The 13,260-nt window shown below is 70.2% G+C and carries 12 protein-coding genes and 1 riboswitch; of the genes, 5 read left to right on the top strand and 7 right to left on the bottom strand.

Annotated features, from left to right (window positions below; all coding sequences use genetic code 11):
• The first annotated feature begins 19 nt into the window (after positions 1 to 19).
• Both J4573_RS47350 and glsA read left to right on the top strand, forming a co-directional pair.
• Positions 20 to 298 carry a hypothetical protein gene (locus tag J4573_RS47350; protein WP_208263008.1) on the top strand — a complete coding sequence of 93 codons (279 nt, stop codon included), beginning with the start codon at positions 20 to 22 and terminating at the stop codon, positions 296 to 298.
• A 91-nt stretch (positions 299 to 389) separates the two neighbouring features.
• Positions 390 to 2,228 (top strand): glutaminase A, encoded by a 1,839-nt coding sequence (glsA, locus tag J4573_RS47355; protein WP_208263009.1) that lies wholly within the window; start codon positions 390 to 392, stop codon positions 2,226 to 2,228.
• Between the two features lie 34 nt (positions 2,229 to 2,262).
• Here the strand turns inward: glsA and J4573_RS47360 are convergent, their stop codons facing one another.
• From J4573_RS47360 to J4573_RS47380, 5 genes are all read right to left on the bottom strand, one after another.
• Positions 2,263 to 2,463, bottom strand: a complete 201-nt coding sequence (locus tag J4573_RS47360; RefSeq protein WP_208263010.1) for a cold-shock protein — start codon at positions 2,461 to 2,463, stop codon at positions 2,263 to 2,265.
• Between the two features lie 181 nt (positions 2,464 to 2,644).
• Positions 2,645 to 3,268, bottom strand: coding sequence for a nucleotidyltransferase domain-containing protein (locus J4573_RS47365; RefSeq protein WP_208263011.1), 624 nt, complete (start codon positions 3,266 to 3,268; stop codon positions 2,645 to 2,647).
• Between the two features lie 248 nt (positions 3,269 to 3,516).
• Positions 3,517 to 3,795 carry a MoaD/ThiS family protein gene (locus J4573_RS47370; RefSeq protein WP_208263012.1) on the bottom strand — a complete coding sequence of 93 codons (279 nt, stop codon included), beginning with the start codon at positions 3,793 to 3,795 and terminating at the stop codon, positions 3,517 to 3,519.
• 37 nt (positions 3,796 to 3,832) lie between these two features.
• Entirely contained in the window at positions 3,833 to 5,077 is a 1,245-nt protein-coding gene (gene thrC / locus J4573_RS47375; protein WP_208263013.1) for a threonine synthase, read from the bottom strand.
• Positions 5,078 to 5,093: 16 nt separating this feature from the next.
• A riboswitch (SAM riboswitch) is annotated at positions 5,094 to 5,236 on the bottom strand.
• Between the two features lie 118 nt (positions 5,237 to 5,354).
• Complete coding sequence (locus J4573_RS47380; RefSeq protein ID WP_208263014.1) at positions 5,355 to 6,299, bottom strand: cation diffusion facilitator family transporter; 945 nt, start codon at positions 6,297 to 6,299, stop codon at positions 5,355 to 5,357.
• A 142-nt stretch (positions 6,300 to 6,441) separates the two neighbouring features.
• Between J4573_RS47380 and J4573_RS47385 the strand changes: the two genes are divergently transcribed.
• Positions 6,442 to 7,905, top strand: coding sequence for an alpha,alpha-trehalose-phosphate synthase (UDP-forming) (locus J4573_RS47385; protein WP_208263015.1), 1,464 nt, complete (start codon positions 6,442 to 6,444; stop codon positions 7,903 to 7,905).
• Between the two features lie 68 nt (positions 7,906 to 7,973).
• On the opposite strand, the gene J4573_RS47390 is transcribed toward J4573_RS47385, so the two are convergent.
• Both J4573_RS47390 and J4573_RS47395 read right to left on the bottom strand, forming a co-directional pair.
• Complete coding sequence (locus J4573_RS47390; RefSeq protein ID WP_208263016.1) at positions 7,974 to 9,014, bottom strand: sulfotransferase family protein; 1,041 nt, start codon at positions 9,012 to 9,014, stop codon at positions 7,974 to 7,976.
• A gap of 334 nt (positions 9,015 to 9,348) precedes the next feature.
• Positions 9,349 to 9,900: an RNA polymerase sigma factor gene (locus tag J4573_RS47395; protein ID WP_208263017.1), complete on the bottom strand. Its 552-nt coding sequence runs from the start codon at positions 9,898 to 9,900 to the stop codon at positions 9,349 to 9,351.
• Between the two features lie 56 nt (positions 9,901 to 9,956).
• On the opposite strand from J4573_RS47395, the gene J4573_RS54925 reads away from it, so the two are divergent.
• Positions 9,957 to 12,470, top strand: a complete 2,514-nt coding sequence (locus J4573_RS54925; protein ID WP_307797494.1) for a serine/threonine-protein kinase — start codon at positions 9,957 to 9,959, stop codon at positions 12,468 to 12,470.
• Positions 12,471 to 12,796: 326 nt separating this feature from the next.
• A complete protein-coding gene (locus tag J4573_RS55795; RefSeq protein ID WP_307797495.1) occupies positions 12,797 to 13,225 on the top strand; it encodes a PadR family transcriptional regulator in 429 nt (142 codons plus the stop codon).
• Positions 13,226 to 13,260 lie beyond the last annotated feature (35 nt).

The following is a 13,260-nucleotide window of genomic DNA, read 5'->3' on the forward strand; positions in this document are numbered from 1 at the left end:
GCGAACGTAGCGTTGATCCATGGCCGGCGTGAGCCCGCAACGGGTCGCGTTCGACGCTGCGCGCGTTCTGGTCGCGGCCGCGGGTAGCGATCTTTGCTGGTGGGTCAGCGGCGAAGTGGGCCGCTGCCTCGGGCCGGACTTCGAAACCCGACTGCTTGAGACCCGCCTGCGCCTCCAGGACGAGGACGCCTATTTCAAAGAGGCGGGGTACTGGCGAGCCGTTCTGGAGAACGTGCTTCGCGATCGGCCCGAGCTGGCTGACGAGTTGTACAGGGTCATTGATCCGCTGCTGATCTGAGGACCGCGGACGCGCCGGTTTCGAGAGGTGTTCGCCCCGGTCAGGGGGCGGGTAGATCAGGTTGGGGTGGGGCTTTCAGGGGGTGGGGTGCGTGGGTGAGCAGGTGCCTAGTCCGGTGCAGGTGCGGCTGGACGAGTTGCATGCGCGGGTGCAGCTGAACTGCGAGGGCGAGGTCGCCACCTACATTCCGGCGCTGGGGAAGGCCGATCCGGCGCTGTTCGGTCTGGCGCTGGCTACGCATGACGGGCACGTGTACGAGTCGGGCGACACGGGTGTGGGGTTCACGATCCAGTCGGTGTCCAAGCCGTTTGTATACGCCCTTGCTCTTTATGACCGGGGGCTGAACGGGGTCTTGGAGCGGGTGGGGGTTGAGCCCACTGGGGAGGGCTTTGACGCTTTGCGGCTGGAGCCTGAGACCGGGCGGCCGCTCAATCCGATGGTGAACGCGGGCGCGATTGTGACGGCGTCGCTGGTGAACGGGGATGACTGGGGGCAGCGGTTCCAGAGGATCTTGGACGGGCTGTCGGCCTTTGCCGGGCGTGAGTTGAGGGTTGACCACGAGGTGCTGGCGTCGGAGGAACGGACCGGGGATCACAACCGGGCGCTGGGGTATCTGCTGCGGAACGCGGGGGTGCTGGAGGGGGACGTCGACAAGGCGCTGGCTGTTTATTTTCGGCAGTGCTCGGTTGTTGTCACGGCTCGGGATCTGGCGGTGATGGGGGCCACCTTGGCCGGGGGTGGGGTCAATCCGGTTACCGGGCAGCGGGTCGTGGGGGCCGACACCACTGAGCATGTGCTGGCGGTGATGGCTACTTGTGGGACTTATGACTTTGCGGGTGAGTGGCTGCTCCGGGCTGGGTTGCCTGCCAAGAGTGGGGTCGCGGGTGGGCTGGTCGCGGTGCTTCCGTCGCAGTTGGGGATCGGGGTGTTCAGCCCGCCGCTGGACCGGCGCGGGACGAGTGTGCGGGCGATCGCGGCCTGCCAGGAGCTGTCGGCTCGGTTCGGGCTTCATTTGATGCGGCCGGTCAATCGGACGGCGCCTGTGCTGCACCGGTTTCTGCGCGGGGATTCGTTGAGCTCGCAGCGGAGCCGGCGGCATGCCGAACGGGAGATTCTGCAGGCGAACTCGGGGCAGATCGCGATCTGTGAACTGCAGGGCGATCTGGGGTTCGCGGCGGCGGATGTGGCGGTGCGGGCGATCGCGGATGGGCTGGACGGGGTGCGGTGGCTGGTGCTGGATCTGCATCGGGTGGGGCGCGCCGAGCCGGTGGCGGTCGATCTGCTGGACACCTTGGTCGGTGAGCTGCGTGAACGGGGGGTCGGCACGGCCGTCGCGGCGGAGGACGGGGAGTCGCCGGTGATCGCGGAGGCGTCGTTCCGTTCGCTGGACGAGGCCCTCGAATGGTGCGAGGACGCGCTGATCGCGCAGGAGTGCCCGCCATCGGAGCGCGCCGGGCTGGACCCGGCCGCGCACGTGCCGCTGGGCGAGCAGGACCTGCTGCGCGACCTGCCCGCCGAGATGATCGACGTGCTGACGCCACTGGTCGTCGAGCGGCGGCTGGCGCCGGGCGAGCCGCTGTTCGAGCCGGGCGACCGGCCGGACGAGACGCTGTACTTCGTCGTCTCGGGCGGCCTCATCGCCCAGCAGGTCAGCGGCGACGAAGTGATCCGGATGGCGTCCATGGGGCCGGGCACGACGGTGACCAGGCTGACGCTCGTGGACGACCGCAACCCGTACCGCATCGTGGCGGAGGAGCCGACGGTGCTGCAGGTGCTCAGCCAAACCGTGCAGAAGCGTCTGGAGGACGAGCACCCGCAGGTGGTCGAGGCCCTCCACTGGGCGATGGCGCGCGGACTCGCCGCGCGTCTACGCCAAGCGGATGCTCAGAACCACGCACTGCTCGGCTCGGCCGTTCCGGTGGAGCGGTGATGTGGCGCGGATGTCGTGGTGCTGCGCGCGCCCGTCAGATGGTTCTCACACCGTCTGCCTGCGGGCCCCGATCGCTCTGCGTGATCTCGAATTCGACCCGCTGGCCCTGCTCGAGGCTGCGGTAGCCGTCGGCTTGGATCGCGGAGTAGTGAACGAAGACGTCACGCCCGCCATCGACCGCGATGAAGCCGTAGCCCTTGTCCGCGTTGAACCATTTGACCGTACCTTGCGCCATTCTTAAAACCTGCCGCTCTTCCGTGGCCCCGGCCACGTTCAGTGCTTTCGAACCTCACCCCTTCAACCGCGAGGCTCGCTGACCAGCACCTGTGTCTCGTGGCCCTGGGAAGGGCCGCGGCGGGGTCGACCCGGCGTGATCGGGCTCGACCATATATGTGGCGTGATGTCGGAAACAGCCCTTACGACCGAAGTCCGGACGGCCGGTAATGGTCACCGTCGGAAGCGCGCACGAGCGGCAGGACTTCCTCTTCTAGACGGCGGGAAAGGCGTTGTCCGTAGCGCAGTTCGAGGCGGTCGCGGGCCCGTACGTAGCGTGCGGCGGCCTCCTCCAGCGACTGCGGAACGACCCGTATGCCGAGCGGTTCGAGCAGGTGGTGGCTCATCTTGAGCAGCTCGCCGCGGACGCGGTCGGCCATCCCGTGCCGGCGCTTGCTGACCAGCCAGAGCGACCAGTCCCAGAAGTGCGCGTCCACGGCGGCGAGGGTGTCGGGCCCGATGCGCCACGGCGGGTTCCAGCTGCGCGGCACGTCCGGGAAGATCAGGTCGACCTTGACCGGGCCCGAGAAGATCAGCAGGTAGCTCGCGTAGTCGCCCAGCGGGTCCCACTGCGCCGCGAGGGGCTCGTGGGGGGCGGCCAGGCGCGGCAGCTCGGCCGCGACCTCACCGAAGTCCTCGGCGAGCACCTGGAAGTCCCAGTCCGACAGTTCGGTGGCGCTCCCGCGCGCCCGCGACCCGATCAGCTCGACCGCGCGCACCTCGGGATGGGCCCTGACGGCCCCTGCGATGTCCTCCGCAATCCCCATGTCAAGCCCTCTACCCGATCTATCAGGACAAAAGCCATTCTCAAGGGAGTTAACGACAGGATCTTTACAGGACAGTAAAGAGCAAACGCCGATCCCGTGCCGGACCACGCGGGTCCGGCGCAAGATCGGCGCTGCGGAAGCGGCGGCGCGGGCGGGGCGCCGCCGGGACGGGTGTCGCGGGCGGGGCGTCGCCGAAACGCCGTTGCGGGCAGGGCGTTGCCGGAACGGCGTCGCGGGCCCGACGGCGGTCAGCCGCCGGCGACGGCCGGGATGATGGAGATCTGGGCGCCCTCGGGGGTCGGGGTGTCCAGGCCGTCGGCGAACCGCACGTCCTCGTCGCCCACGTACACGTTGACGAAGCGGCGGATCTTGCCGTTGTCGTCGAGGATGCGGGCGGAGATGCCGGTGTGGCTGGCCTCCAGGTCGGCGACGACCGCGCGCAGCGTGGCGCCCTCGGCCTTCACCTCCGACTCGCCGCCGGTGTAGGTCCGCAGGATCGTCGGGATCCGTACCGAAACCGTGCTCATGATGTCGTCCTCCTCAGCGGGTGGCGGGTCGGGGTCGTCAGACCAGGTCGGCGGCGCGGAACGCCTCGAGGGACGGGGCGATGTTCGCGGTCGGGCCGACCACCGGGGACACCGCGTCCAGCGTCTTCAGCCCGTCGCCGGAGTTGATGATGACGGTCTCGGCGGACGGGTCGAGCGCGCCGCTCTCGACCAGCTTCTTCAGCGTGCCGACGGTGACGCCGCCGGCGGTCTCGCCGAAGATGCCCTCGGTCCGGGCGAGCAGCCGGATGCCGTCCACGACCTGCTCGTCGGTGACGTCCTCGACGGCGCCGCCGGTGCGCCGGACCACGTCCAGCACGTACGGGCCGTCGGCGGGGTTGCCGATCGCGAGCGACTTGGCGATCGTGTCGGGCTTCACCGGCCGTACGACGTCGTGCCCGGACTTGAACGCGGCCGACACCGGGTCGCAGCCCGCGGCCTGCGCGCCGAAGACCTTGTAGGGCTTGTCCTCGACCAGGCCGAGCTTGATGAGCTCGGTGAACGCCTTGTCGATCTTGGTGAGCTGGGAGCCGGACGCGACCGGGATGACGATCTGGTCGGGCAGCCGCCAGCCGAGCTGCTCGGCGATCTCGTAGCCCAGGGTCTTGGAGCCCTCGGCGTAGTAGGGGCGCACGTTGACGTTCACGAACGCCCAGTCCTCCTGCTCGCCGGCGATCTCGGAGGCGAGCCGGTTGACGTCGTCGTAGTTGCCGTCGACCGTCACGAACGTGCCGCCGTAGACGGCGGTCGTGATGATCTTCTGGGACTCCAGGTTGGACGGCACGAACACCGCGCTGCGGATGCCCGCGCGGGCCGCGGCCGCCGCGACGGCGTTCGCCAGGTTGCCGGTGGACGGGCAGGCCAGCACCTTGAAGCCCAGCTCGCGGGCGGCGGCGAGCGCCACCGCGACCACGCGGTCCTTGAACGAGTGCGTCGGGTTGCCGCTGTCGTCCTTCACCCACAGGCGCTGCAGGCCGAGCGACTCGGCGAGGTGGTCGGCGCGCACCAGGCGCGTGAGGCCGGGCTCGGTGTTGGGGGTGTCCGCCACGTTCTCCGGAACGGGCAGCAGACCGCGGTAGCGCCAGATGTTGCTCGGGCCGGACTCGATGGAGGCGCGGGTGACGTTGGCGAAGTCGTATTTGATCTCGAGTGGGCCGAAGCACTCTTCACACGCGTAGTGCGGACCCAGATCGCGCGTGCTTCCGCATTCGCGGCAGACGAGGGCGGTGGCTGGTCCGAGGTTGGTGGCAGGCGTGAGTGCCATGAAGCGAGGCCTTCTCTCCCCATCTTCCCTGTGCCGATTTGGTCACAGGCCGGAGTTGGCACCATTTCGCTGGCCAGCCTCGCAGGATCGCGAGCGCATACAAGCCAGGTGGTTGCCGGGGCTTCGCAGGGCCGGTCCCTCCACCCCTCTGGATGAGCGTTATGAAGTTGTGTGAGCAAGCCGCCAAGCAGCTCGCACGCGAGTCGTTTAGGACTCTGTGCGTGACTTTACATGATCTGACCGGATGCCAGACAGACGCGTCTCGCCGAATGAGACGTTACCCAGGGCGACCCTTGACGACCGTCTCGGGCTCTTGCGGAGCCTGGGTGGGGTCCAGGAAGACGTGGCGTACGGCGGGCAGGCGCTCCTGGAGGCGCAGGTCGATCTCGCCCGCGACATCCTCGGCCTCGTCGGCGCTGATGTCGTCGGAGAAGTGAACGCGAGCAGCGACCAGCAGCTGGTCCGGGCCGAAGTGCATGGTCAGCAGCTCGTCGACGCCGTCCACGCCGCTCGCCGCCTCGATCTCGTGGCGGATCTCACTCTGCAGGTCGGGGTCGGCGGCACGGCCGATGATCAGGCCCTTGCTGTCGCGGCCGAGCGCGTAGGCGACCACGATCAGCAGGACGCCGATGAGGATCGAGGCCAGCCCGTCCCACAGGTGCGAGCCGGTGATCTCACGCAGCGTCAGCCCGGCCGCCGCCAGCGCGAGCCCGATCATGGCGGCGGTGTCCTCGAACAGCGCCGCCTTGAAGGTCACGTCGGGGCTGCGCTTGACGTGCTCCAGAACGCTCTCGCGGCTCTCCCTGCGCGCCTGGGTGAACGCCCGGACCCACGACGTCCCCTCCAGGACGAAGCCGAGCGCCAGCACCGCGTACGCCAGCCAGACCTCGCCGCCGCCCGACTCCCGGCCGAAGATCGACAGCAGCCCCTCGAAGATCGAGAATCCGGCGCCCGCCACGAAGATCCCAAAAGCGGCGAGCAGCGACCAGAAATACCGCTCGTTCCCGTACCCGAACGGGTGCCACCGGTCCGGCGGGCGCTCGCTGCGGCGCAGCGAGGCCAGCAGAAAGCCCTGGTTGAGGGTGTCGGCCACCGAGTGCGCGCCCTCGGCCAGCATCGCGCTGGACCCGGCGACCGCGCCCGCGGCCAGCTTGGTGATCGCCAGGATGAGGTTCGCGGCCCCGGCGACCAGCACGGTCTTGGTCGTCTCAGCCCTGCTCATGGGCCTCCGCTACCCGCGTATCCCCTGCCCAAGCACACCCGCGCCGCAGGCGGACGAGATCAGCGATTGCGGAAGGCCCTATCTCCGCCGCTTAACGAGGGTCACTTTGATACGCCCCGGCACCAACTGAGACCCTGCCGTTATGAGCCAAGTGCTGGTGGCGTCCAATCGGGGACCGGTGTCGTTCTCACTCTCCGACGACGGCACGCTGACGATGCGTCGCGGCGGCGGCGGGCTGGTGTCGGGGCTGGCCGCGGTGACCGGCGGGCCGGGCCGGCCGCCGAGCGAGCCGGGTGGAGCGGACGTGCTGTGGGTGTGCGCGGCGCTCGGCGAGGCCGACCGTACGGCCGCGCGGCAGGCCCCCGACGGGCGGCTGGACGAGGCCGGGTACGACACCGGCGGCGCGGCGGTGCGGATGCTCGACATCCCGGCGGCGACCTTCCACCGTGCCTACAACGCGGTGGCCAACTCGACGCTGTGGTTCATCCACCATCTGCTCTACGACACCCCGCGCGTGCCGCACTTCGACGCGCGCTCGCGCCGGGACTGGCAGTCGTACGAGGCTTACAACGCCGCGTTCGCCGACGCCATGGCCCGCGACGCCGCCGAGGGGTCCAAGGCCGTCATCCAGGACTACCACCTGTCGCTGGCGCCGCGGATGCTCCGCGACCGCCGCCCCGACCTGAAGATCGCGCACTTCTCGCACACGCCGTGGGCGCCGCCGGAGTACTACCGGCTGCTCCCCGACGACATCGGCGCGCAGGTCCTGGAGGGCATCCTCGGCGCCGACCACGCCGGTTTCCTCACCGAACGGTGGGCCGACGCGTTCCTGGACTGCTGCGGGCTGCTGCCCGGCGCCCGCGTCGACCGCGTGGCCCGTACGGTCGCCTACAAGGGCCACACCACCCGCATCGGCGTGCACGGCCTGGGGATCGACGGCGAGGAGCTGCGGCGCCGCGCCAGCGAGTCCGACGTGATCTCGCGCGCGGAGGCGCTGAGCGAGCAGGTCGGCGACCGCAAGCTGATCGTCCGGGTGGACCGGACCGAGCTGTCCAAGAACATCGTGCGCGGCCTGGCCGCGTACCGCGAGATGCTCACCAACCACCCCGAGTGGCGCGGCCGTGTCGTGCACCTGGCCTTCGCCTACCCGTCGCGGCACGACCTGCCGGAGTACCGCGAGTACACCGCCGCCGTGCAGCGCACCGCCGAGCAGATCACCGACGAGTTCGGCACGCCGGAATGGGACCCGCTGATCCTGCAGGTGAACGACGACTACCCGCGTTCGCTGGCCGCCTACGGGCTCGCGGACGTGCTGATGGTCAACCCGATCCGCGATGGCATGAACCTGGTCGCCAAGGAGGGCCCGATCCTGTCCGAGCGCGGGTCCGTCCTGGTCCTGTCGCGCGAGGCGGGCGCGGCGGCCGAGCTCGGCGAGCACGCCCTGATGGTGAACCCGTACGACGTCTCGCAGACCGCCGAGGCGCTCCACCAGGCGCTCCTCATGCCGCGCGACGAGCGCCTGGCCCGCTGCGACCGCCTGGCCGCCGCTGCCGCCGCGCTCCCGCCGCACCGCTGGTTCGGCGACCAGCTCGACGCCCTCGACTAACCCCGGGTACAGAACGGCCCGGACGGCGGCCGGCCCCCGCGTGGCCGCCGTCCGGGGGGTCAGGCGGGTCAGGCGTCGTCCGCGCCGATCAGGGCGGCGGAGCTGTCGGCCGGGGTGAGCAGGCACTCGACCGGGCCCGGCTCGTACCGGCGCTGCCAGCGGTCGCGCAGGTCGCGCTTGCGCTGGGCGACACGGCGGTGCGTGCTGGTCTTGGCGAACTTGGCCAGCAGGGCAGGGTTCGGGCGCGGCGCGGCGCTGAGCTCATAGCCGTACTCCGCGAGCCGGTCGCCGAACACGCTCTCCGCCAGGCCGATCTCCCACGGCTCCAGGCGCTTGGACCAGGACCCGACGCGGCCCGAGTTGACCGCGGTGTGCGTGCGGTCGTGCCAGCGCTTCTGCGGCGGAACGGTCAGCTTGGCGATGTCCTGCGGCTCGGTCATGGCCGGGTCGTAGTCCTCGCCGAGGAACGCGCACAGGCCGCCCAGCTCCTCGGCGGGGTCGGCGACGAGCCGCTCGTACTGCAGCTCGTAGTAGGTCTCGGGGCCGAGCTTGGCGGCCGCGCGCCTGCCGTAGTCGATCGCCTCACGCCAGGCGCAGATCGCGTGGTGGACGTCCTGCTTGTACCAGGGCATCTCCTTGAGGGAGGCCACGCAGTCCCGGCCGTCGCGGACCAGGTGCACGAACTGCGCGTCCGGCCACATCCGCAGCAGCGTCGGGATGTTCTTGAAGTAGCTCGGCCGCTTGTCACCCCAGCGCGGCTTGTCGAACCTGCGCGCGTACGCGCGGAACACGATGCCGAGCGCCGAGCCCATCGTCGGCGGCCCCGCCACGATCTCCTCGATGACCGCGTCGGCGTCCAGGCCGAGATCCTTGAACTTGGTCTCCTTGCGCCGGGTGATCCACTCCGCCAGCACACGCCTGTTGTGACTGTCGCCCAGGTCACCGAAATCACACCGCGAGGTGTAGGCCGGCAGCAGGAAGCGCGTCTCGGCGGGGATCGCGATCCGCCGGTGCGAGTGCAGCATCAGCTGAAGGAGCGTCGTGCCCGACCTCGGGCAGCCGATGACGAAGATCGGCCGGTCGGTGTGAGAAGCCAAGCCTGATGACATGCAGGGAATGTTTGCGGAGCCGCACCCGCCGTACGGCGCGCCTAGCTGCACGCTTGCCGACCCATTACCGATGCTTGACGGGCGCTGACCGGCCGCCGACCTGGCCGTGCCACGCGCCCGACGCGCCCCGTACGCAGCGACCCGGATCAGCCGTCACGGGCGTCTCGGCGCGGGCTGCGACGGAGCCCCGGAGGATCTAGGCCAAATGCGGTCAGGCCGCCGAAAGGCACGGAAAAGGCACGGCAGGTCAAGGCCTGGCCCGCGAGGGCCAGGCCTTGACCTGCCGAAAAACTGTCCTGGGAGGGGTCGGCGCCCCGGGCCCGGATCAGGGGGATCAGGTGTAGGACTCGCCCAGAGTCTGCCTGACCTGCTTGCGCGCCTCGTGGATCCGCGACTTGACCGTGCCGAGCGGGAGCTTCAGCTGCTCGGCGATCTCGGCGTACTCCAGCTGGGAGACGTCCCGCAGCACCAGGGCCTGGATCAGGTCCGGCTTGCGGGCCTCCAGGTCCTCCATCGCGTCCAGGATGTCCACGCGCGAACCGGCGATGACGCTGGTCCGGCGCGGGTCGGGGCGCTGCTGGGGCAGCTCGCCCGCCTGTTCTACGGAACGGCGCTTCAGGGAGCGGTACGTCGACCGCGCCGAGTTGGCCACCACGACGTGCAGCCAGGTACTGAACCTGGACCGCCCTTCGAAGCGATGAATATTACGTGCGACCTGTAGGAGCGCATCCTGACAGGCCTCCTCAGCGTCCTGCCGGCACGGCAGAAAACGTGAGCTGTGTCGCAGTACGTCCGGTTCGATCACCCTTAGCAGCTCGTTGAGGGACGCCTGATCCCCCTGGGCCGCCTTGACGGCCAGTTCCTCGGTCCGCTCATCGAATGCCATCGCTGCGCCTCATGCTCGTTCGCACACACACCCCGTTTGTTGGGCATGATACGGGAGTGTCCTTCCCTCCTACTGTCGGCCGTTACCGAATCGATCGCGTCCTGGGATCCGGGGCGTTCGCCTCGGTGTGGCTGGGCCACGACGAGGCGCTGGACTCGCAAGTCGCGATAAAGGTGCTGTCCGGAAGCCTCATCGACGACCTCGACGTGCGCAATCGCTTCCTGGAGGAGGCGCGGATCCTGCGCCGCGCGGACTCCGAACGGCTCGTCCGGGTGCACGACATCGGCGAGCTGCCCGACGGACGACCTTATTTCGTGATGTCCTACGCCGATCGCGGAACGCTCGCCGATCGCATGAGGGAACGGCCACTTCCGGTCGCCGACGCCCTTGTCCTGGCCGAAGAAATCGCGTACGGCGTCGAGGTGATCAACACCCTCGGTGTGATCCACCGCGACCTGAAGCCGTCGAACGTGCTCTTCCAGTCCACACCGGACGGGGGCGAGAAGCTCCTGATCGCCGACCTCGGGCTGGCCAAGGCCCTGGCGCACGCCTCGGGGGCGTTCACGCTGCCGGTCGGCACGCCCGGCTACATGTCGCCCGAGCAGGCCAGGTTCGGCGGCGGGCTGGACGTACGCGCCGACGTGTACGGCCTGGGCGCGCTGACCTACCACATGCTGACCGGCCGACCGCCCGGGCCCGCGCCGATCAAGGTCGCGCCGAGCGAGCTGCGCGAGGGCATGCCCGCCGCGTTCGACGGGGTCATCCTGCGGGCGCTGGAGGTCGAGCGGGAGAAGCGCTGGCCGACCGCCGAGGCGTTCGCCGAGGCCCTCGCCACGCTGCGGCCGACGATGCCGCCGGGCACGAAGATCCCCTCGTACGGTCCGGGCGGCGAGCCCGAGCCGACCGTCCGCGAGGCCGAACCGACCATCCAGGACGAGCCGTACGCCGGACCGCGCCAAACGCCGCCCGGCCGGCCGGTCGCCGGCGCCGCGGGTGCCGCCGCCGGTGCCGCGGGCGCGGCCACCTACGGCCCGCCGCCTCAGCCCGGTCAGCAGGCTCCCGGCCAGCCTGGGCAGCCCGCTCAGCAGGGCCAACCGGGGCAGCCGGGCCAGGCTCCGGGTCAGACTCCGGGCCAGACCGGTCAACCGGACGTGGGCCAGGGCCTCCCCGGACCGCCTCCTCCCGGACCTGGGGCTCAGCCCGTTCAGCAGCCCCCCGGCCAGCCGATGCAGGGTCAGCAGCCCCCACCAGGCCAGGGTCAGCAGGGGCCAGGAGGGCCGCCTCGGCCCGGTGCCCCTGGGCCGGTCGCACCCGTGCCCGGCGGGCAGGGGACGCGTTACCCGGCGGACCCGGAGGCCTCCACGCGCGAGGACCGGGGCGGCGAGGACGAGCTCCACACGACCGAGATGCAGCTGCCGCCGCGTCCGGGTCAGCAGGGTCAACCAGGTCAGCAGAACCCGCTCGACGACGACATCACGATCATGGATCACCCGGGCAATCAGCCCGGTGGCTCGCCGCAGCCGCGGTACCTGCAGTCGACCGACCCCGATCCCGAGGACCGGACGGTCGCCGTTCCGCTGCCGCCGCAGTACCAGCAGCCGCAGGACCAAGGTGCGCCTCCCCCAGCTCCGCAGGGCGAAGAGGGCAAGACCGCCGTCTTCCCCGTTCAGGGAGGTGGGCAGCCTCAGCAGGGCGGTCACCCGCACGGACCGCCGCCCACCGGCTTCCAGCCGCCTCACGCGCAGCCGCCTGAGGGCGCGCAAGGGCCACAGGGGCAGGGACAGGGGCCGCTGGGCAAGCTGAAGGGCTTCGGCCGCAAGTCCGGCCGTCCCCCTCAGCAGCAACAGCAGGGGGGATTCGGACAACCAGGGCAGCCAGGTCAGCCAGGTCACTTCCCTTCCCCGTCCGGTACGTCGGGTGGGGGCGGCGGTGACGGCGATCGCGGCTCCAAGAAGTTCATGACGCCGCTGATCATCACGGCCGTCGTGCTGTCGGTGGCGCTGGTCGGCGGGCTGCTGCTGGGCAACATCTTCAACGGCGGGGGCGGCGGCAAGAAGCAGCCGCCCAAGCCGCCCGCGCTGCCCCAGGACTTCACCCAGGTCGCCGACTCGTCCACCAAGATCAAGGCGGCCGTGCCGAAGGCCTGGGTCGTCTCGCCGCAGGGGCAGAAGACCTGGAGCACCACGGTCGCGGGTCTCGTCGACCCGGCGGCGCGTCCGGTGCTGCGGGCCACCCCGAACCTCGCCCAGTTCCCCGGAACGGGGACCGCGCCGGGCCTGTTCGTCGGCCTCACCACCGACATGGCGCCCGGGAAGCTGCCGCCGCCGAGCCTGATCTCGCACACGGGCTGCACGGCCGGGGCCAAGGAGAACTACGTGTCGCCGGACAAGGCGCTGACCGGCACGATTCAGCGGTTCACCGGCTGCAAGGCCGGAACGGCGTCCGTCACCGAGATCGGCCTGCGCGACCAGAGCGGGAAGTACGGCGCGTGGGTGCGGATCAAGGAGACCGACAACCGCAACCTCTCCAAGGTCATCCTCGACAACCTCAAGCTGGGCGCGCCCGCCTGAGCACCTTCTAGAACCACGAGAACCCCTTCTCACCTGGCGGATCCGGAGCTTCCGGAGGCCGGGCGTTCAGCCATGCCCGCGGACGTCCTCAATCTGAGAGTTGCATCGCGACAGGTTCCGATATATCGTTAATGCATCGCAACCGATCACTAGAGAAGGAGACTGCGATGCGTAACCGATCAGATCGATACGGACGATTCGAAGAGCGCGCCCGCCGCGGCGGCGGCCCGTTCGGCCCTTGGGACCAGGGGTTCGGACCGGGCGGTTTCGGCCCTGGGCGCCACGGAGGCCGCGGTGGACGCGGCCGGCGCACCAGGCGTGGCAATGTGCGCGCCGCGCTGCTCGCCCTGCTGGCCGAACGGCCGATGCACGGCTACGAGATGATCCAGGAACTGGACAACCGCACCGGCGGTGTCTGGCGTCCGAGCCCCGGCTCGGTCTACCCGACGCTGCAGATGCTCGAGGACGAGGGCCACGTCACCAGCGAGGAGCAGGGCGGCAAGCGCCTGTTCGCGCTGACCGACGCGGGCCGCGAGGAGACGGCCGGTCAGACCACCCCTCCGTGGGAAGAGGTCACCGAGGCCGTCGGCGAGAACGCCGTCCGCGGACGTGACGCCATCGGCCAGCTCATCGGCGCCCTGCACCAGGTGATGGCGGTCGGCAGCGAGGCCCAGAAGGAGCGGTCGCTGGACGTCATCAACGACGCCCGCCGCAAGATCTACGGGATCCTCGCCGACGACCCGTCGGCCGAGTGAACCCCCGGCCCGGCCGAATGACCCTCCGGCCACGA

This window comes from Actinomadura barringtoniae (genome assembly GCF_017573505.1).
Lineage (GTDB): Bacteria > Actinomycetota > Actinomycetes > Streptosporangiales > Streptosporangiaceae > Spirillospora > Spirillospora barringtoniae.

Bases quoted from the DNA above. Each gene is read 5' to 3' on its own strand.
- J4573_RS47395 (WP_208263017.1), bottom strand. From the start codon at position 9,900: ATGGCATTCGATGAGCGGACCGAGGAACTGGCCGTCAAGGCGGCCCAG.
- J4573_RS47350 (WP_208263008.1), top strand. From the start codon at position 20: ATGGCCGGCGTGAGCCCGCAACGGGTCGCGTTCGACGCTGCGCGCGTT.
- J4573_RS47385 (WP_208263015.1), top strand. From the start codon at position 6,442: ATGAGCCAAGTGCTGGTGGCGTCCAATCGGGGACCGGTGTCGTTCTCA.
- J4573_RS47360 (WP_208263010.1), bottom strand. From the start codon at position 2,463: ATGGCGCAAGGTACGGTCAAATGGTTCAACGCGGACAAGGGCTACGGC.
- J4573_RS47380 (WP_208263014.1), bottom strand. From the start codon at position 6,299: ATGAGCAGGGCTGAGACGACCAAGACCGTGCTGGTCGCCGGGGCCGCG.
- J4573_RS47370 (WP_208263012.1), bottom strand. From the start codon at position 3,795: ATGAGCACGGTTTCGGTACGGATCCCGACGATCCTGCGGACCTACACC.
- J4573_RS47365 (WP_208263011.1), bottom strand. From the start codon at position 3,268: ATGGGGATTGCGGAGGACATCGCAGGGGCCGTCAGGGCCCATCCCGAG.
- thrC (WP_208263013.1), bottom strand. From the start codon at position 5,077: ATGGCACTCACGCCTGCCACCAACCTCGGACCAGCCACCGCCCTCGTC.
- J4573_RS47390 (WP_208263016.1), bottom strand. From the start codon at position 9,014: ATGTCATCAGGCTTGGCTTCTCACACCGACCGGCCGATCTTCGTCATC.